The sequence below is a fragment of the uncultured Bradyrhizobium sp. genome (genome assembly GCF_947648125.1).
GTDB lineage: Bacteria > Pseudomonadota > Alphaproteobacteria > Rhizobiales > Xanthobacteraceae > Bradyrhizobium.
The window spans coordinates 12,226-30,267 of sequence record NZ_CANSMR010000027.1 but is presented as its reverse complement, the minus strand read 5'-3'; the positions used below and the strand labels follow the sequence as shown (position 1 = coordinate 30,267).

Annotated in this window: 22 protein-coding genes; 15 read left to right on the top strand and 7 right to left on the bottom strand. The window is 63.0% G+C overall.

Annotation, left to right across the window (positions count from 1 at the left end; genetic code table 11):
- The first annotated feature begins 107 nt into the window (after window positions 1-107).
- The 5 genes from Q0030_RS32370 (at window position 108) to Q0030_RS32350 (ending at window position 3,263) form a co-directional block, all read left to right on the top strand.
- Window positions 108-287 carry a hemin uptake protein HemP gene (locus Q0030_RS32370; protein WP_298376582.1) on the top strand — a complete coding sequence of 60 codons (180 nt, stop codon included), beginning with the start codon at window positions 108-110 and terminating at the stop codon, window positions 285-287.
- A 281-nt stretch (window positions 288-568) separates the two neighbouring features.
- The gene (locus Q0030_RS32365; protein WP_298376579.1) at window positions 569-1,438 is read left to right on the top strand and encodes a DUF6662 family protein; all 870 of its coding nucleotides are present in this window, start codon (window positions 569-571) and stop codon (window positions 1,436-1,438) included.
- Between the two features lie 11 nt (window positions 1,439-1,449).
- The gene (locus Q0030_RS32360; protein ID WP_298376576.1) at window positions 1,450-1,896 is read left to right on the top strand and encodes an FMN-binding protein; all 447 of its coding nucleotides are present in this window, start codon (window positions 1,450-1,452) and stop codon (window positions 1,894-1,896) included.
- Window positions 1,893-2,720 carry an FAD:protein FMN transferase gene (locus Q0030_RS32355; protein ID WP_298376574.1) on the top strand — a complete coding sequence of 276 codons (828 nt, stop codon included), beginning with the start codon at window positions 1,893-1,895 and terminating at the stop codon, window positions 2,718-2,720. The genes Q0030_RS32360 and Q0030_RS32355 overlap by 4 nt, the downstream gene beginning before the upstream one ends.
- A gap of 33 nt (window positions 2,721-2,753) precedes the next feature.
- Window positions 2,754-3,263, top strand: a complete 510-nt coding sequence (locus Q0030_RS32350; protein WP_298376571.1) for a hypothetical protein — start codon at window positions 2,754-2,756, stop codon at window positions 3,261-3,263.
- A gap of 132 nt (window positions 3,264-3,395) precedes the next feature.
- On the opposite strand, the gene Q0030_RS32345 is transcribed toward Q0030_RS32350, so the two are convergent.
- Window positions 3,396-3,641, bottom strand: a complete 246-nt coding sequence (locus Q0030_RS32345; protein WP_298376567.1) for a hypothetical protein — start codon at window positions 3,639-3,641, stop codon at window positions 3,396-3,398.
- Window positions 3,642-3,915: 274 nt separating this feature from the next.
- On the opposite strand from Q0030_RS32345, the gene Q0030_RS32340 reads away from it, so the two are divergent.
- Both Q0030_RS32340 and Q0030_RS32335 read left to right on the top strand, forming a co-directional pair.
- A complete protein-coding gene (locus tag Q0030_RS32340) occupies window positions 3,916-5,142 on the top strand; it encodes a CaiB/BaiF CoA-transferase family protein (protein ID WP_298376564.1) in 1,227 nt (408 codons plus the stop codon).
- 238 nt (window positions 5,143-5,380) lie between these two features.
- Entirely contained in the window at window positions 5,381-5,776 is a 396-nt protein-coding gene (locus tag Q0030_RS32335; protein WP_298376561.1) for a Rid family hydrolase, read from the top strand.
- Window positions 5,777-5,787: 11 nt separating this feature from the next.
- On the opposite strand, the gene Q0030_RS32330 is transcribed toward Q0030_RS32335, so the two are convergent.
- Window positions 5,788-6,477, bottom strand: coding sequence for a TetR/AcrR family transcriptional regulator (locus Q0030_RS32330; protein WP_092115017.1), 690 nt, complete (start codon window positions 6,475-6,477; stop codon window positions 5,788-5,790).
- 272 nt (window positions 6,478-6,749) lie between these two features.
- Between Q0030_RS32330 and Q0030_RS32325 the strand changes: the two genes are divergently transcribed.
- The 4 genes from Q0030_RS32325 (at window position 6,750) to Q0030_RS32310 (ending at window position 10,633) form a co-directional block, all read left to right on the top strand.
- Complete coding sequence (locus Q0030_RS32325; protein WP_298376555.1) at window positions 6,750-7,982, top strand: acyl-CoA dehydrogenase family protein; 1,233 nt, start codon at window positions 6,750-6,752, stop codon at window positions 7,980-7,982.
- 134 nt (window positions 7,983-8,116) lie between these two features.
- The gene (locus tag Q0030_RS32320; protein WP_298376553.1) at window positions 8,117-9,175 is read left to right on the top strand and encodes a phosphotransferase family protein; all 1,059 of its coding nucleotides are present in this window, start codon (window positions 8,117-8,119) and stop codon (window positions 9,173-9,175) included.
- 155 nt (window positions 9,176-9,330) lie between these two features.
- Window positions 9,331-10,245: a DMT family transporter gene (locus Q0030_RS32315; RefSeq protein WP_298376550.1), complete on the top strand. Its 915-nt coding sequence runs from the start codon at window positions 9,331-9,333 to the stop codon at window positions 10,243-10,245.
- A 43-nt stretch (window positions 10,246-10,288) separates the two neighbouring features.
- Complete coding sequence (locus Q0030_RS32310; protein WP_298376548.1) at window positions 10,289-10,633, top strand: barstar family protein; 345 nt, start codon at window positions 10,289-10,291, stop codon at window positions 10,631-10,633.
- A 192-nt stretch (window positions 10,634-10,825) separates the two neighbouring features.
- Here the strand turns inward: Q0030_RS32310 and Q0030_RS32305 are convergent, their stop codons facing one another.
- Window positions 10,826-11,578: a glucose 1-dehydrogenase gene (locus Q0030_RS32305; RefSeq protein WP_298376546.1), complete on the bottom strand. Its 753-nt coding sequence runs from the start codon at window positions 11,576-11,578 to the stop codon at window positions 10,826-10,828.
- 101 nt (window positions 11,579-11,679) lie between these two features.
- On the opposite strand from Q0030_RS32305, the gene Q0030_RS32300 reads away from it, so the two are divergent.
- Window positions 11,680-11,991 carry a helix-turn-helix domain-containing protein gene (locus Q0030_RS32300; RefSeq protein WP_298376717.1) on the top strand — a complete coding sequence of 104 codons (312 nt, stop codon included), beginning with the start codon at window positions 11,680-11,682 and terminating at the stop codon, window positions 11,989-11,991.
- Window positions 11,992-12,145: 154 nt separating this feature from the next.
- Here the strand turns inward: Q0030_RS32300 and lepB are convergent, their stop codons facing one another.
- The 3 genes from lepB to argE are packed head-to-tail and all read right to left on the bottom strand — an operon-like array spanning window position 12,146 to window position 14,499.
- The gene (gene lepB / locus Q0030_RS32295; protein WP_298376543.1) at window positions 12,146-12,910 is read right to left on the bottom strand and encodes a signal peptidase I; all 765 of its coding nucleotides are present in this window, start codon (window positions 12,908-12,910) and stop codon (window positions 12,146-12,148) included.
- Window positions 12,911-12,954: 44 nt separating this feature from the next.
- Window positions 12,955-13,281, bottom strand: a complete 327-nt coding sequence (locus tag Q0030_RS32290) for a hypothetical protein (protein WP_298376541.1) — start codon at window positions 13,279-13,281, stop codon at window positions 12,955-12,957.
- 48 nt (window positions 13,282-13,329) lie between these two features.
- Entirely contained in the window at window positions 13,330-14,499 is a 1,170-nt protein-coding gene (argE, locus tag Q0030_RS32285; protein ID WP_298376539.1) for an acetylornithine deacetylase, read from the bottom strand.
- A gap of 169 nt (window positions 14,500-14,668) precedes the next feature.
- Between argE and Q0030_RS32280 the strand changes: the two genes are divergently transcribed.
- On the top strand, window positions 14,669-15,019 hold the full coding sequence (locus Q0030_RS32280) for an NIPSNAP family protein (protein ID WP_298376537.1): 351 nt from the start codon (window positions 14,669-14,671) through the stop codon (window positions 15,017-15,019).
- A 430-nt stretch (window positions 15,020-15,449) separates the two neighbouring features.
- Here Q0030_RS32280 and Q0030_RS32275 read toward each other — a convergent pair whose 3' ends face one another.
- Window positions 15,450-16,235: an SDR family oxidoreductase gene (locus Q0030_RS32275; RefSeq protein WP_298376534.1), complete on the bottom strand. Its 786-nt coding sequence runs from the start codon at window positions 16,233-16,235 to the stop codon at window positions 15,450-15,452.
- A gap of 140 nt (window positions 16,236-16,375) precedes the next feature.
- On the opposite strand from Q0030_RS32275, the gene Q0030_RS32270 reads away from it, so the two are divergent.
- Complete coding sequence (locus Q0030_RS32270; RefSeq protein WP_223967321.1) at window positions 16,376-17,083, top strand: histidine phosphatase family protein; 708 nt, start codon at window positions 16,376-16,378, stop codon at window positions 17,081-17,083.
- Between the two features lie 75 nt (window positions 17,084-17,158).
- Window positions 17,159-17,926 (top strand): SDR family oxidoreductase, encoded by a 768-nt coding sequence (locus Q0030_RS32265; protein ID WP_298376529.1) that lies wholly within the window; start codon window positions 17,159-17,161, stop codon window positions 17,924-17,926.
- Window positions 17,927-18,042: the final 116 nt, after the last annotated feature.

Below are 18,042 nucleotides of genomic sequence, written 5' to 3'. Positions count from 1 at the left end.
ATTGGCGGGGCTCTAACTTTGAATTTCGAGCGGACAAGTCTGCCGGAGGTCATGGCTATGACCTCGGCGGAGATGGATGTGTGCTGTAGCGGGCGTTTGGGAAAGCGATGGTGGACAAATCGGCTCACGTCAGCAGATCGGTTATTGCGCAGTCCTCGCAGACTGCGCCGCGTGCGGTGAACAGCCGAGATCTCCTCGGAGGCGAGCGGCTGCTGCTTATCAAGCATGAAGAGGAGTTCTATCGGCTGCAATTGACAGCCGCGGGCAAGCTTATCTTGACGAAGTAGCGAAGAGAGCGCCGGCGTCGAATCGGGGATTCTCGTGCGGCGCGTTAAGCATTCACGTTCCTAGCCAGCCACCTTTGCGAAGAGCGGAGGAAGCCAGCCAAAGAACTCATCTTGGCATGAGCCCAATGGGGGTGGCGATGGTTGGAAGATCTGGTCTGGGTTCATCTCGGTTGCCGACGGTGCGATCGAGCGAGAAACGAAGCGGCCGCGAGCGAGCGGGCGCGAGACGACTATCGATATACGCTGGTCATTTGGCGTATGCCGTCCTGCTCGCGGTGATATTGTCGCTGGTTGCTTCTTCCGCCTTCGCCGAAGAGTCCATGTTTGCCTTTGTCTACACGACCGATCTGCTGCCTCAAGGCGGTAAGGAGGTCGAGCAATGGCTAACTTGGCGGCATCAGAAGAACGGCGGCACCTACGATCAGATCGAAGGCCGGACCGAGTTCGAATATGGTCTGTCCAGCAATCTTCAGGCGGCCATCTATCTCAACTACGCTTGGACGCAGGCCTATCACAATGGCCCCTTTAATGCGACGACCCCGCCCGAGCAGTTCGCCGACTACGCTGCCGGTCCGGACGATTACTTCAACGCGAAGCGTTTCACCGGCGTTTCGGGCGAGCTGATCTACCGGATTCTCAGCCCCTACACCGACGGTATCGGTCTTGCGCTCTACACCGAGCCGACGATCGGGAAAAATTTCTTCGAGCTGGAGAACAAGGTCATCGTGCAGAAGAACTTTCTGGACGATCTGTTGACCGTCGCGTTCAATTTCACCTATGCGCCCGAATTCCGCAACCTGCCCAGCGATGACAACCCAACTGTCTTCAACTGGCAGGAGGAAACCGACGTCAATTTCGCGCTCGCCGTCTCCTACCGCTTCATCGAGAATTGGTCGGCAGGAGTCGAGCTTGTTAACGAGCTCGAGTACAACAGCTTCAACTTCACGCACCTCTCGAACAGCGGCTACTATCTCGGCCCCACTATTCATTTCGGCGGCGAGCGTTTCTTCTTCACTGCGACCGCGCTCTGGCAGATGCCCTGGGCGACGGTGCACACCGACACGGTGCCGGGCTCGCTGGTGAATCATCTCGTGCTCGACAATGATTTCGAGCGCTTCCGTTTCCGGCTCAAAGCCGGCTACACCTTCTGAAGGACCTTACGATGAAGGCAAGTCATTGGATCTGGCTCCCGGTCGCCGCGATTTCCACTCCGGCCTATGCGACGACTTATTTCTCCGTCGAGCAGGCACAGCGCACTATTTTTCCCGGTGCGACATTCACCGGTACGGGGCAATCGAATACGTGGCGGACGTCGAACGGCGGCTATTTCGTCGTTGAGCGCGTGGTCGGCAAGCACGAATATATTACGGTCGCGATCGGCATCAATCCAAACGGGACGGTCAAGCAGATCGAGATCATGGACTACCGGGAGTCCTATGGCTACGAGGTGCGCGATGCCTCCTGGCGCTCGCAATTTGTCGGCAAGAGCGCGAGCTCGCCACTGCAGCTTGGCGCCGACATCAAGAACATCAGCGGTGCCACGTTGTCGTCGAAGCACGTCACTGACGGCGTCAAACGGGTCCTGCAAAATTTGAAGGTGCGGGGATGAGACGTGCACGCCCGCTGCTGGGAACTTTCGTCGAAATCAGCGCGGTTGGCCTTGCCGAGCTGGCCCTGGTGCGGGCGGTCGACGCCGCCTTCGCGGCGGTCGCGCGAGTGCATCGCCTGATGAGCTTTCGTGATCCCGACAGCGATTTGTCACGTCTCAACCGCCAAGCCGCATCTCGGCCCGTAGTCGTTGACCCCTGGACGGCGAGTGTGCTGCGCAGGGCACGTTCGCTGTTCGATGCAACGGACGGCCTGTTCGATTGTGCTGTCGGTCATGAGGCAATGCAGCGCGGCTCGTTGCCGTCGCAGGGCCTCGGGCATGTCAGAGGAGGAACGTTCGCGGCGGTTGAGCTCATGTCCGACGACCGGGTCAGGTTCTCGGCGAATATCGCCCTCGACTTTGGCGGCATCGCCAAGGGCTTTGCAGTCGATCGCGCCATCGGCGTCTTGCGGGCCCACGGGGTGCGCGAAGCCCTGGTCAATGCCGGCGGCGACATGCGCGTGATCGGCGAAACGGCCCAGCCCGTCTACATCCGCTGTCCCGGTGAAGATCGCCAGATCGTACAGGCAGGGCTCCTGCGCAACGCGGCGATTGCGACCTCCGCGGCCGTCCTGACCGTGTGCAAGGGGGCGGCGGAAGGAACGCTCCGTTCAATTCAGCCTCCAGACTCGGCTTATTCGGTCATTGCTCCGACCTGCCTGTTGGCCGACGCGCTTACGAAGGTCCTGGTGCAGATCGGGCGGGCGGACGTTGGCTACTTTGCGCGGTTCGGCGTGCAGGCGTTTATCACGTCCGCCGCCGCGAACACGGAGAAGGTGGCCTGAGAGATGCGTCTTGGGGTCCGGCAGAAGACAGCTGTGTTCGCGACTGTCGCGGTGGTGGGGCTGTCGGGTCTGCTCTGGTTTGTTCTGCACGACGTCGTCGCGGACGAGCTCGGCGATACGACGCATCTGTTGCTATCGCTGCATGGTGTCTCGGCCTACGCTCTGCTCGTCGCCGTCGGCTCGCTGCTGCCGCTTCACGTCCGGGCGGGATGGCGGAGCGGGCGCAACACGATCACGGGTGTCATGGCGACCGCGGCCATGGCCGTTCTGAGCGTCACCGCGCTCATGCTGTATTACGGCGGAGAAGAGACGCAAGCGGCTGCAAAATGGATTCATCTCGCGTTCGGCTTCGCCTTGCTTGCGGTGTTTCCGGCACATGCCTTTTCCAGAATGACTCGCGTCATCCCGGACGACGAGGCGTTGCGTGCGAAGGCTGGCTTGGTTACCCCGAGCGCGAAGCGGCCGCTCAACGAAGACAAGACGCTACGCGATCGGCAGGGGGACTTTCACTCGACAATCACCGGATCAAATAGGCCACAATAGGCGGCAGGCGACGCCCGGGTGACGTCACTCGTTGGCCTTCCGCGACCTCAGGCGACATTCGCGATTGCACTGCAGTTGGACAAACCGGCGCCCCAGGGGCTGTGACCCAGGCCCGATCTGTGAGGACGAGGCCTAGCAGCCGCGGCAGATGCTCTTCAGCTTGTTGTTGAGCAGGCGGTCCTCTTCCTCGGAGGCCGCCTTGGTGTAGGGGTCGTCGGCGTGGCGCTTGTCGGCGGCGAATCCGCCGCCGCGACTGGCGCCGCCGGCATGCATGCCGTGCAAGCCGCCGCCATGGCCATGGCCGCCACGCGCATCCGCCGGCGGCATCGCGGCCGCAACCAGCGTCAGCAGCAGCCCGGCCGTCGTGAATGTCCGCATGATGTCCTCCTCGTCGCGGTAAAATACCGCAGACGCTGCGGCAAATCGGTGTCGGCCAGCTTCACAATTTCGCGTGGCGGCAATCGGCCCGATCCTCGCGCCCGGTTCCCAAACGACCCCCGCCGCTGCGCCACACGGGGATGGCTTCATGCCGACAATGCAGTGCTCGCGGCAGCAAAATGGTGTATCGGCAAGCTCTGGCGCGCCCAAGACAGGGCAGGACACGGTCCGGCGCCGGATAATCAAGATTTAGCAAGATTTCGGAGGAACGTTCATGTCGGCTCTGCCACTTTCGGGCATCAAGATTCTCGACCTGACGCGGGTGCTCGCGGGCCCGCTGTCGGCCCAGATGCTGGCGGATCTCGGCGCCGAGGTGATCAAGATCGAGCGGCCCGGCGGCGGCGACGACGCCCGCGCCTTTGGCCCACCCTATCTCGCCGATCCCGAAGGCAAGGCGAATAACAACAACTCGTTCTACCTCTGCGCCAACCGCAACAAGAAGTCCGTCACCGTCAATATCGCCAAGCCCGAAGGGCAGGCGATCATCCGCGAACTCGCCAAGTCGGTCGACGTGATGATGGAGAATTACAAGGTCGGCGACCTCAAGCGCTACGGCCTCGACTACGACACCATCAAGCAGCTCAACCCCGGCATCATCTACTGTTCGGTGACCGGCTTCGGCCAGACCGGCCCCTACGCCACGCGCGCCGGCTATGATGCGATCCTGCAGGCGATGGGCGGCCTGATGAGCGTCACCGGCCATATCGATGGCGAGCCCGGCGCCGGCCCGATGAAGGTCGGCCCCTCGATCGTCGACTACATGACCGGCATGAACACCTCGATCGGTATTCTGTCGGCGCTCTACCATCGCGACGCCAACAACGGCGAAGGGCAGCATGTCGACGTCTGCCTGTTCGACACGGTGATCGCCTCGCTGTCGCACTGGCTGCAGATCTACCTCGTCAACGGCAACATGCCGCCGCGCCGCGGCACCTGGGGCAATGGCGGCATGCCGGCCGGCGTGTTCCGCTGCACCGACGGCGAATTGATGCTGGTGGTCGGCAATGATGGCCAGTTCCAGCGCACCTGTGCCGTGCTCGGCGAACCCGAGCTCGCGAGCGACAAGCGCTTCGTCAAGAACAACGACCGCGTCGTGCACGGCAAGGAGATCATGGCGATCTTCGCCGGCCTGTTCCTGAAACATCCGGTGGCCTACTGGCTGGAGAAGCTCGAGGAGGCAGGCGTGCCGTCGGGCCCGATCAACAATTTCGAGCAGGTGTTCAGCGATCCGCATGTGCAGTCGCGCGGCATGCGGGTGAAGGTCGATCACCCCTTCGAGCCGAACCTGTCGCTGATCCGCAACGCGCTGACCTTCTCGGGCACGCCGATCACCGACTACCGCGCCCCGCCGCTGCTCGGGGCCGACACCAAGGACGTGCTGGCGACCATCGGCTATGACGACGCCAAGGTCGAAGGATTGAAGGCGCAGGGGATTCTGTAGGCCCGCGCGGCTTCGGTCCACCGTTCCGTCATCCGGAGGAGCGGCCTCTTGGCCGCGTCTCGAAGGATGCACGGCCCGGTTGGTGGCCGTCGATCCTTCGAGACGGCCGCTGTGCGGCCTCCTCAGGATGACGGTTCGACAGCGGCGTCGCGCCTGATACACTTCGATCTGCATCGAAGCATCATTGACACGGGCCTGCTAGATTGGCGCCATCGATCCCTTATCGAAGGTGCCAATCATGAAACGGGAAGTGGTTCGCGTCGAACCGATCTCAAGTTGGCTGGAGCGCTGGAAGGCGCCGGCGTCGGCGGTCACCCGCGCCGGCAACATGGTCTTCGTCTCCGGCCTGCCGCCGTTCGATCCGGCAACCGGCGAGATCGCCGCAGGCGCCTCGATCGAGCGGCAGAGCGAGCTGGTGATGGAGCAGCTCAAGCAGTGTCTCGAGGCGGCCGGCGCGTCGTTCGACAACGTGATGAAGTGCAATATCTTCTGCACTTCGGCAAAACACTTCGCGACCTTCAACGCGATCTACCGGAGATATTTCGCGGATGATCTGCCGGCGCGGATCTTCGTCTGCATCCCGGAATGGACCGGGCCGTTCGACATCGAGATCGATTGCATCGCGATGGTGTAGGGCGGAAAGTCTTACAGATCCTGCCGCGTCAGCCGGCCGTGCACCACGACCGGCCGCAGCGCCGGCTTGCTCGGCACATCGCCCATCGTCAGCGCCATCACCGAGACCGTGACCACGCGATCGATGATGGCGCGGACGTCGTCGAGATCGCATTTGCCTTCCGACAGCCGCAGCAGGCGTTCCTTCTCGCGGATGGTGTGATGCGCCATCGCCAGCGCGAAGTGCAGGCCCCAATACAGTTCGGTGTCGTCACGGCCCGGCATCGCGCGGCGCATTGCCGCGGCGAATTTGCGCAAATGATCGACCTCGCGGTTCTTGATGCGGCGGATCGGCGGCACCGATTCGATCGAGGCGCGGATCATGAAGCGCGCCGCGGTCGAGCCCTCGCGATCGGGCCCGAGGCAGCCGCGCAAAGTGGGGCCGACGAGGGCGCGCATGATGTCCTCGATCGAGGCGCGACCGCCGCCATTTTCCTCCGCCGCCTTCAATTCATTGAGACGTTCGCGGTTGGTCTGGATGCTGCGGGTGACGAACAGCTCCGCGATCAATTCGTCCTTGGAGCCGAAATGATAGTTCACCGCCGCGAGGTTGACGTTCGCTTCCGCGACGATGTCGCGCAGCGTGACGTCGCCGAAGCCGCGGTCGGCATAGAGCCGCTCGGCGGCGGCGAGAATGGCGGATCGGGTCTGGTCGCTGGCCATGGCTGAGAGCCTTTCCGTTATTCCGCGGTGCGCCGGGGAATGACGAAGACGACGGGGAGTTGCATTTCAAACATTTGTATGAAACTATCGTTTGAAGAGCCGGAAATGTCAATCCGCTGATCGCGGGGCAGCGTTCTGGCACACCACCGCCGCCGTTTTCGCGAACGCCCTTGCGGGCCGCGGAGGCGGGGTCAACAATGTTGCCCAAACGGCCAAGACCCGAGTTCACGGCCCAGGTCCGCGGCCCAAGTCTAGGAAACGAGGAGCGTCCCATGGATTTCACGATGTCGGCCAGGCAGAAGGAATGGCTTGAGCGCGTTCAGGCTTTCATGAAAACGCATGTCCGTCCCGCCGTGCCGGTCTACGACAAGCAGGACGCCGAAGGCCCGCGCTGGAAGGTGATCCCGATCCTCGAGGATCTGAAGAAGAAGGCGAAGGCCGAAGGCCTCTGGAACATGTTCATGCCGCCGTCCTCGCATGAGGATGACGAATTCCACGGCGCGGGATTGAGCAACCTCGAATACGCGCTGCTGTCGGAAGAGATGGGCCGCATCTCCTGGGCCTCGGAAGTGTTCAACTGCTCCGCCCCCGATACCGGCAACATGGAAGTGTTCATCCGCTACGGCACCAAGGAGCAGAAGCGCAAATGGTTGCGCCCGCTGATGGACGGCGAGATCCGCTCCGCCTTCCTGATGACCGAGCCGGCGGTTGCTTCCTCTGACGCCACCAACATCGAGACCCGCATCGAGAAGGACGGCGATCACTACGTCATCAACGGCCGCAAATGGTGGTCGTCGGGCGTCGGCGATCCGCGCTGCAAGGTCGCGATCCTGATGGGCAAGACCGATTTCAACGCCGCCAAGCATCAGCAGCAGTCGCAGATCCTGGTGCCGCTCGACACGCCCGGCATCAAGGTCGAGAAGATGCTGCCGGTGTTCGGCTTCGACGACGCGCCGCACGGCCACGCCCAGGTGCTGCTCGAAAACGTCCGCGTGCCGAAGGAAAACATCCTGCTCGGCGAAGGCCGCGGGTTCGAGATCGCGCAGGGTCGGCTCGGCCCGGGCCGCATCCATCACTGCATGCGCACCATCGGCAAGGCCGAGGAGTCGCTGGAGAAGATGGTGAGGCGGCTCGCCTCGCGCACCGCGTTCGGCAAGAAGATCATCGAGCAATCGGTCTGGGAGCAGCGCATCGGCGAGGCCCGCACCGACATCGAGATGACCCGCCTCTTATGCCTCAAGGCCGCCGACATGATGGACAAGGTCGGCAACAAGACCGCGCAGGCCGAGATCGCGATGATCAAGGTCGCAGCTCCGAACATGGCGCTGAAGATCATCGACCAGGCGATCCAGGCTTACGGCGGCGCCGGCGTCTCCGACGAAGCCGGGCTTGCCAAGGACTATGCCCACATCCGCACGCTGCGGCTGGCGGATGGTCCGGACGAGGTGCACAATCGCGCCATTGCCAGACTTGAACTTCGGAAGTATGCAAACACGTCGCACTGAGCATGATGCGGAACGCATGGCGTTCGCGCTGACATCGTGCTCAGAATGAAAAAGAGAAATCAGGCTGGCGTGCCAGCCTGATTGAAGGAGCGTCCGACGGCGCTCCCCAAAAACTGAATTGAGGGAGCGTCATCGTGGTGGACGGCGTCAGGAAAGACGAAGAATTTTCCGGCACAAGGGAAGTCGAGGAGCGCCATCGCATCAACGAGGCGAACCTCGCGGCCTGGATGCAGGAACACGTCGAGGGCTATCAGGGCCCGCTCAAGGTCCTGCAGTTCAAGGGTGGCCAGTCCAACCCGACCTACAAGCTCGAAACCCCCGGCCGCAATTACGTGATGCGCCGCCGTCCGTTCGGTAAATTGTTGCCGTCGGCCCATGCGGTGGATCGCGAGTTCCGCGTCATCGCGGCGCTCGGCAAGCAGAATTTCCCGGTCGCCAAGGCCTATGCGCTGTGCACCGACGATGCGGTGATCGGCTCGGCCTTCTACATCATGTCGATGGAGGAGGGGCGGGTGTTCTGGGATCCGACGCTGCCGAGCCAGGAGCCCGACGCGCGCCACAAGATCTTCACCAGCAAGATCGAGACGCTGGCGAAGCTGCACATGCTCGATCCCGAAAAGATCGGCCTCGTCGATTTCGGCAAGCCCGGCAATTATTTTGCGCGCCAGGTCGACCGCTGGACCAAGCAGTACCGTGCGTCCGAGACGCAGCACATTCCCGAGTTCGAGAAGCTCGCGGAGTGGCTGCCGAAGACGGTGCCGGAGCAGAAGCGCGTCTCGGTCGTGCATGGCGACTATCGCCTCGACAACATGATCTTCCACGCCACCGAACCGCGGGTGCAGGCGGTGCTCGATTGGGAATTGTCGACGCTCGGCGATCCCATGGCCGACTTCACCTATCTGTTGATGCAGTGGACCATGCCTGGCCTCGCCAATGCCGACCTCAAGGCGCTGAACATTCCGAGCCAGGACGAGGCCGCGCAGATCTACTGCGACGTCACCGGCATGGCTGTGCCGGATCTGAACTGGTACTTCTCCTACAATCTGTTCCGTCTCGCCGGCATCACGCAGGGCATTGCGGGCCGCGTTCGCGACGGCACCGCCGCGAATGCCAAGGCCCTCGAGTCGGCCAAGCGCACCGTGCCGCTGTCGCAGGCGTCATGGGAATACGCGCAGAAGGCCGGCGCAACCTGATCCGAATACGCGGCGCGATCCCTCAGGGCTCGCGCCGCTGCTGCGAGCTGCGGCATGTTTCCGCATTGTAGCCATCTGTGACTTGAGTTCGCTGCGCCGCTTTGGCAAGTCAGTCCGGTCAACGCCCGCCCTGGTCCTGATCGGACACTTTCACTTTGCCCCTTTCCCCGAATCTTCGCGGCAGCCTGTTCATGGCGGCCGCCATGGCCAGCTTCACGGCCAACGACACCATCACCAAGGCGGTGTCGGCGGAACTCAACATCGGCGAGATCCTGCTGGTCCGCGGCCTGGTCGCGATGGTGCTGGTCGCAGCGCTCGCCTGGTACCGCGACGCGCTGCGCAGTTTTGGTGCGCTGCTGATCTGGCCGGTCGGATTGCGCGTCCTTGGCGAGATCGGCGGCACGCTGACCTATCTGTCGGCGATCGCGCAGATCCCGCTCGCCAATGCGTCGGCGATCTTCCAGGCGCTGCCGCTCGTGATCACGCTGGGTGCGGCGCTGGTGTTCGGCGAGCCGGTCGGCTGGCGGCGCTGGCTCGCTATCGCCGCCGGCTTCATCGGTGTGCTGGTCATCGTCCGGCCCGGCGCCGAAGGCTTCAGCCAGGCTTCGCTTCTGGCGCTGGCCTCAGTCGGCTTCTGCGCGGTGCGCGATCTCGCCACCCGCCGCATCCCGAAGCACTTGCCGACCGTGTTCATCACGCTGCTCACCACCGTGACGGTGACGACGGCAGGCGCTGCGGTTCTTGTCCCGCTTGGCGGCTGGCGGCCGCCGTCGGGCCACGCCCTCGGCCTGCTGGTGTTGGCCGCGATGCTGATCCTGATCGGCTATCAATGCATCATCGTGTCGCTGCGCACCGGCGACATCTCGGCGGTGGCGCCGTTCCGCTATACGGCATTGCCGTGGGCGATGCTGACGGGCTATCTCGCCTTCGGCCACAAGCCCGATGGCGCGATGCTCGCGGGCGCTGCGATCATCGTCGCCTCCGGCCTCTATGCCTTCTACCGCGAGCGCATGCGCGACAAACTCCGTCCGGCCGCGACGGGGCCAGGCCTGCCGCCGGACGGTTTGTGAGGACGCTGGTCCGGCGGGGCTGCAATCGGATACGATGACACCCATGATCATCAAAGTTCCAGCCGACCAGATCAAGGATTGGGACAGCTTTCACACCGTCTTCCAGTCGACGCTTGGCCTTGCGGAGTTCTACGGCCGCAACATGAACGCGTGGATCGACTGCATAACATATGTCGATGATCCGGCAAGCGGAATGACGGGTGTATCGGTCGCGGAGGGAGAGATTCTCACCCTCTGCATTGACGACGCCCCTGATTTTCGGCGGCGTTGCCCCGAGCAGTATGAAACGTTGATCGAGTGCTGCGCATTTGTGAACTATCGGCGGATGGAGCGGGGCGCTGCTCCGGTGCTCGCGCTGATGCTGAACGGTTGGTACGAAAGAACGTAGGCCGTAGCGCGGGTGAGCGACTTGTCCGCCGTTGCTCGAAGGGCGAAGGCGGAAGCGATACCCGCATGTCGCTTCGCTCGTGGGCGCTACCCAATTGGCAAGGCGCGCAGGGTGGATTCGCGTCGCGCGATCCGCCCTGCGACCTGTCGCAAGTTCACCGCCGGATACCCGGGCATGGCGAAAACAACCGCCTCAGCGAAGACCGCCCGTCACGTGCAACGTTTCGCCGGTGACGTAGGAGGCATCGTTCGAGGCGAAGAAGGCCACGGCCGCCGCGATCTCCTCGACCTTGCCGATCCGCGCCAGCGGCGTGACGGACTCGATCCACTTGCGCATGTCACCCTCGGAAAGGCCGGCGGAAACGACACCTTCGGTAGCGATCATGCCGGGGTTGACGGTGTTGACGCGGATCTTGCGCGGCGCCAGTTCCTTTGACAGCACCGAGGAGATCGCGTCCACCGAGGCTTTGGTCGCGGTATAGACGGCGGTGTTCGGCGGCGCGATCGTCGATACGCCGGAGCTGATATTGATGATGCTGCCGCCTGCCGTATTGAAGTGCCGCGCGGCTTCCTGCGAAACCAGCAGCAGGCCCAGCACATTGAGATCGAAATGCTTATGGAAGTGCTCGGCAGTGATGCCATCCAGCGGCGCGAACTCGTAGATGCCGGCATTGTTGACCAGGATATCGATCGGACCAAACGCCTTGACGGTCTCGGCCACCACCGACTTCACGTGGCCGGCGTCAGTGAGATTGCCGTGGACGGCGACGGCTTTGCCGCCCTTGCCGGTGATCGCATCCACAACACGCTCGGCTGCCTGTTTGCTGGCGCTGTAGTTGACGCCAACCGCGGCACCCTCCGCGGCGAGGCGGATCGCGATCTCGGCGCCGATCCCCTTTGACGCGCCGGTTACCAGCGCCACTTTGCCCTCGAGTCTTTTGCTCATCTTGTTTGTTCTCCATTGCCCGCGCGGATGCGCAAATTGTTCAATAGTTCAGTAATAGTGAACTATTGAAGCTGTTCAAGGGCAGCGCTATATATTTCGTGATGGTGCAGTTCGTTCACCCGTCGCGTGAGGACATCACATTGGCCGGAGTGCTGGCAGCACTCGCGGACCCGATGCGGTTGAAGATTGTCAGGGGCCTGCTCGAGCAGGGCGATTGCATGTCGTGCACGGCAGCGGCGCCGTGCCCTGGCATGGCCAAGTCGACGCTGTCGAACCACTTCCGCGTCCTGCGAGAAGCCGGCTTGATTCAAACCTCGAAAAAGGGCGTCGAGCATCGCAATGTGGTGCGCGAAGCCGATATCAATGCGCGCTTTCCCAAATTGCTAAAGACGATCCTGGGGTATCCGGAATAGCGCACAGAGCTGATCAACGAAGCCTAATCCGCCGTCTGTTCAGCGCAGTTGCAATGGCGGATTGCCTTTCGCGCATATCGCTTCGCTCTTACGGGCTACGTCTTGATCCGCGTCGCAGTTGCCATGTTCGATCTTCCGGTGGCCGACTCGCTCATCAGTGAATGCCGGTGAACAGCCGGTTCCAGCGCACCGAGGACGGCCAGCGCCACACTTGCCATGCCGGCGCTTCATTGCCGATCGAGAAGAAGATCACCTCGGCTTGCCCGATGAGGTTCTCGAACGGCACGTAACCGACCCCGCCGCGCGCCGGCGGCACGCGGCTGTCGGCCGAGTTGTCGCGGTTGTCGCCCATCGCGAAGAAATGCCCCGGCGGCACCACGTAGACCTGTGTGTTGTCGTATTCGGACCGCTCGATGCGATCGAGCGTGTCGTAGCTGACCCCGTTCGGCAGGGTCTCGCGCCAGCGCTTGACGCGGACCGGGCGCGGCCCCTCGTCACGATCGACATAATCATCGACCCGCTCGCGCTTGACCGCGGTGCCGTTGATGTACAACTGCCCGTCGATCATTTGAATGCGATCGCCCGGCAGGCCGATCACGCGCTTGATGAAGTCAACCGAGTCGTCGCTCGGCAGCCGGAACACCACGACGTCACCGGGTTTGGGTTCAGAGCCGAAGATGCGGCCCGAGAACAGCGGCGGCGAGAACGGCAGGGAGTAGTGGGTGTATCCGTAGCTGTATTTCGAGAGAAACAGGTAATCGCCGACCAGCAGCGTCGATTCCATCGATTCGGACGGAATGTTGAAGGACTGGAACAGGAAGGTCCGGATCACCAGCGCGATGATCAGCGCCTGGAAAGCCACGCGGAGGGTTTCCGATACGCCGCCTTGCTGAGGGTCCTTCTCGCTCGACATGCTCATAGACCTCGTTACGCTTCGCTAACCTGGCCGTACACGACTCTCCGTCAGTTATTTTCGCTTGACCGCCTGCGCAGCCGTCGCTTGACGACTTCGCGCAGCGGGCGATCAGGTGACTTACGAAATGCCTTCAGCTTCTTCGTTCGACCTTTGCTGAGAGCCTGCGATTGCGCCTCGTCGGCGACCTGGTCAGCAACACTCCCCTGTGCGGCAATCAGAACCTGTCGTACCGAGCGGCGCTCTTCCTGATGCGAGAGCTGCTTGCTGCGCGGAATGTTCTTGCGACTGCTCTTCTGATTTTCGCCGTAGACGTTACGTCGATCGTGTTGGTAGCTTTGGCGCTTCTTTTCCTGGGGAGTCTTGACCTTGCTCACGAATGATCTCCCGATTCGACCACTGATGCCACGTTGCGGATAAGCGCATCATTTCGCGCAATGCGCGATCAGCCGCGCGACGAAATCGCCGCAAGCTTCGAGCTGCGACATCTCGACGAACTCATCCGGCGTATGCGCCTGTGCGATCGAGCCAGGGCCGACCACCACGGATGGCACATCCGCCATGCTGACGAATAGGCCGGCCTCGGTGCCGAATGCGACCTTGGCGTGGTCATTGCGGCCGGCGAGCTGCTTGGCGAGCGTGACGATGGCGGCGTCTGCCTGGGTGTCGAGCGCAGGATAATCGAGGATCTCCTCGAAATCGATGCCGCACTCCGGATGCCGCTTGCGCATGTCAGGCTCGATCTCGGCCTTGGCCCAGGCGATGATTGCGTCCGTCACCTTCCGGGACTCGGTGATGCCGATGCCACGGCATTCGAATTCCACCACGCAACTGTCGGGCACGATGTTCAGCGCGGCGCCGCCATGCACGATGCTGGTGAGCAGGGTCGAGTGCGGGACGTCGTAGAGGCTGTCTCGCTCGGCAGCCGCGGCCAGCAACGTGGCGCGGCGGCGGATCTCCGTGATCAGGTCGGCCGCATATTCGATGGCGTTGACGCCGTCGGGCGCGATCGAGGAGTGGCGGGCGAGCCCGCGGAACGTGGCGCGCACGCCGTGCTTGCCCTTGTGGCCGATGATCACCTGCATCCGGGTCGGCTCGCCGACGAAACAGCCGAGTGGCCTGATCGGCTTGCGTGCGACCTCGCGCAGCATCGGGCGCACGCCGACGCAACCGATTTCCTCGTCATAGGAGATTGCAAGGTTGATCGGCGTCTTCAGATCGGCCGCGAGCATTTCCGGGACCATCGCGAGACAAACCGCGACGAAGCCTTTCATGTCGGTGGTGCCGCGGCCGTACAGCCGCCCGTCACGCTCGACGAGCTCGAACGGGTTGTGGCTCCAGTCCTGTCCCGCGACCGGCACGACATCGGTATGCCCCGACAGCACCAGCCCGGGCTTGTCCTCGGGGCCGACCGTGACCCACAACGAGGACTTCTGCCCGGTGTCGTCGACGATGCGCTGTCCGCTGACGCCAAGCGAGCCGAGGTAGCGCTCGATGTAATCGATCAGCGGCAGGTTGCTGCGGTCGCTGACGGTGTCGAACGCGACGAGGTCGGCCAAGAGCTTGCGGATGCGGTCGGGGCGTTGATTTTGCATGGCCTGTTCGGGTGCGAGGGATTGTGCAGGGAATTGCTGATGTGCCGGCGATCCTGCCAGTAAAGTATAACAGTTGGTTTGCCTGCCGGGGCCAAGCAATATTCGGACCGCTACCGGACGTTATTGCCGGTCCACGTCCGTCGCCCCATGTAACGACGGGGAGATGGCCATGATCCAGCAGCTGCGCATCTACGAGATTTTCGAGAAGAACAAGGCCGCGTTCCACACCCGGTTCCGCGATCACGCGGCGCGGATCATGACGGGACGCTACGGCTTCAAATTCGCGAGCATGTGGGAAACGAAAATCGGTGACCGCATCGAGTTCGTGTATTTGCTCGAATGGCCCGACGAGGCGACCAAGATCGCGCAATGGGCGGCCTTCATGGCCGATTCCGAATGGAGCGAGATCAAGCGGGTCACCCATGCCGAGCACGGCCTGATGGTCGGGCAGATCGAGGATCGGTTGCTGGCACAGGTGGATTATTCGCCGGCACGGGAGCGGAGCTTGTTGCCGGGGTAGGGCGCGCACCGTTGCGCTGATCGGTGTTGCCCATTCGATACGACGGGCAACTCAGCGAAACCCGTCAATCCTGCACGTCGGATGTTCGATGTCGTCCTGGCGAAAGCCAGGACCCATTACCCCAAATGGCAATTGTTATGCGACGCTGGGGCCGCGATCTCGTTTACAATCAAATTTGGTGGTTATGGGCTCCTGGCTTTCGCCAGGACGACGATATTAGCGCCGATAGTACAACACACTCGCTGTCGTCCCGGCGCAGGCCGGGACCCATAACCACGAATGGTCATTGTTGCACGTTGCTGGAACGACGAGTCCCCCTCACAACATCGGCTGCGGCGTATGGGTCCCTGCTTTCGCAGGGACGACAGTGGTGGATGTGGCGTCGTTATCGCGCCATTCGGGCTTGCGCCGCGAACGGAGAATGCCGTTGCTAAATCGGCTTGCCCGTATACGGCATCGACGCGGTGAGGCCGCCGTCGACCGGGATGGCCTGGCCGTTGACGTAGGACGCCTCGTCGCTTGCCAGGAACAATCCCATCGCGGCGAGTTCGTGCGGCTGGCCGGGGCGTTTCAGCGGATTGAGCTGGCCGATCTTGTCCTGGGTGCCGCGCTCCTTGGCGCGATCGAACACCGGCTTGGTCATGCCGGTCTCGATCAGGCCCGGGCAGACCGCGTTGATGCGCACGCCGGTGCCGGAGAGCGAGTAGGCGGTGGTCTGCACCAGGCTGATGACGCCGGCCTTGCTCGCGGCGTAGGGATGTCCGCTGGCGCCGGACTTCAGGCCTGCAACGGAGGCGGTGCAGACGATCGAGCCGGAACCCTGCTTGGTCATGTGCGGGATCGAATGCTTGATGGCGAGGAACGGGCCGATCAGGTTGACGCGCAGCACCTCCTGCCAATGTTCGACGGTCTGGTCGGCGAGCGGAACGAGGCCGCCGCTGACGCCGGCATTGGCCCAGATCGCATCGAGCTTGCCGTACTTCGACAGCGCCTTGTCGATGAAGGCCTTCACGTCGCTCTCCGAGCCGGCATCGGCGGTGACGGCTTCGACGGTGCCGCCGGCATCGCGCACCAGCTTGGCGGTCTCGTTCACACCCTCGGTGCGATCGACCGCGATCAGCTTAGCGCCTTCCCTGGTGAACAGCAGCGAGGCGGCGCGGCCGATGCCGCTTCCAGCGCCGGTGATGATGACGGATTTGCCTTCGAGGCGGCCCATGGTTTTTCTCCCTGTTCACATGGTCCATGGCGCGTCTGCCGCGCGACGGAATTCAAACAAAATTTCAAACGTCCGAAGCACTTGAGACGATGTGCGGCGTGACGTACAGCGACGGGGGACACTATTGAAGGGCTCATCCGATGTCCAATCCAGACAAGCCTAACGTGACGGTGACGCGGTGGTGGTGGGTTCGCCACGCGCCGGTGCGCAGCGACGGTGGCAACATCTACGGTCAAGAAGATATCGACTGCGACACCGGCGACGTCGAAGTGTTCGAGGCCGTCGCGAAAATGCTGCCGCGCGATGCGGTCTGGTATTCGAGCAATCTGAAGCGCACGCACAAGACCGCGGAAGCGATCTGGGCCGCAGGTTTTCCGAAGCCCGCCAACATGACGCAGGAGCGCGACTTCGCCGAGCAGCATCTCGGCCAGTGGCAGGGCATGAACCGCGCAGCACTGCTCGCGAGCCAGCCCCCCGGCAGAAGCTGGTTTGCCGACGTCAACGAGCCGGCGCCCGGCGGCGAGAGCTTCATGGATCTCTACACGCGGGTCTGCCGCACGATCGTGCGGATCACGGCGGCGGAGCCGGGCAAGAATATCATCGCGGTTGGCCATGGCGGCGTGATCCGGGCCGCAGTCGGTCTCGCGCTCGGCGGCCAGCCCGACCGGGGCCTGTCCTTTGACATCGACAATGTCTCGGTGACGCGGCTCGATCACATCGCAGGCATCGGCCTGTCGACCTGGCGGTTGCCGATGGTGAACCAACAGCCCTGGATCGCCGATCCGCGCCACGCCGCGATGCATCAGCCGTCCGGACCCGAAGTCCGGCCGGCGAGCAAGCTTGCGTGATTGCTGCTATCGCAACACGACAACGCTGCCTAAGCTCAACGCAGAATTCAAACGCCTTACATCAGGGAGAGAAACATGACCTTGTTCGACATGAAGGGAAAAGTCGCCGTCATCACCGGTTCGACGCGCGGCATTGGACGGGCGATCGCCGAGCGCATGGCCGAGCACGGCGCCAAGGTCGTGATCTCCTCGCGCAAGGCCGACGTCTGCGAGGAGGTGGCGACGGAGATCAACGACAGCTACGGCAAGGGCACCGCGGTTGCGATCGCGGCCAACATCTCGTCGAAGGAAAACCTGCAAAACCTGGTCGACGAGAGCAACCGCGCCTTCGGCAAGATCGACGTGCTGGTCTGCAACGCGGCGTCGAACCCGTATTACGGCCCGCTCGCCGGCATTTCCGACGATCAGTTCCGCAAGATCCTCGACAACAACATCGTCGCCAACAACTGGCTGATCTCGATGGTGGTGCCGCAGATGATTGAGCGCAAGGACGGTTCGATCATCATCGTGTCCTCGATCGGCGGCCTCAAGGGCTCGACCATCCTCGGCGCCTACGCGATCTCGAAGGCGGCCGACATGCAGCTCGCGCGCAACCTCGCCTGCGAATACGGCAAGCACAATATCCGCGTGAACTGCATCGCGCCCGGCCTGATCAAGACCGACTTCGCCAAGGCGCTGTGGGACAATCCGGACAATCTGAAGGCCTCGACCGCGCGCTCGCCGCTGCTGCGGATCGGCGTGCCCGACGAGATCGCAGGTGCCGCCGTGATGATGGGCTCGCGCGCCGGCGACTTCATGACCGGCCAGACTATCGTGATCGACGGCGGCGCGACGATCAGCTGACGCCGATCTCGCGTCCCGGACGCGGTGCGGCGCGAAGTGCCGCTCCGCAGCGCCGGGACCCACGAGGACGTGCACGGTTGGATCGAGGTAGGCCCCGGCTCAGCAACGCACCGCTC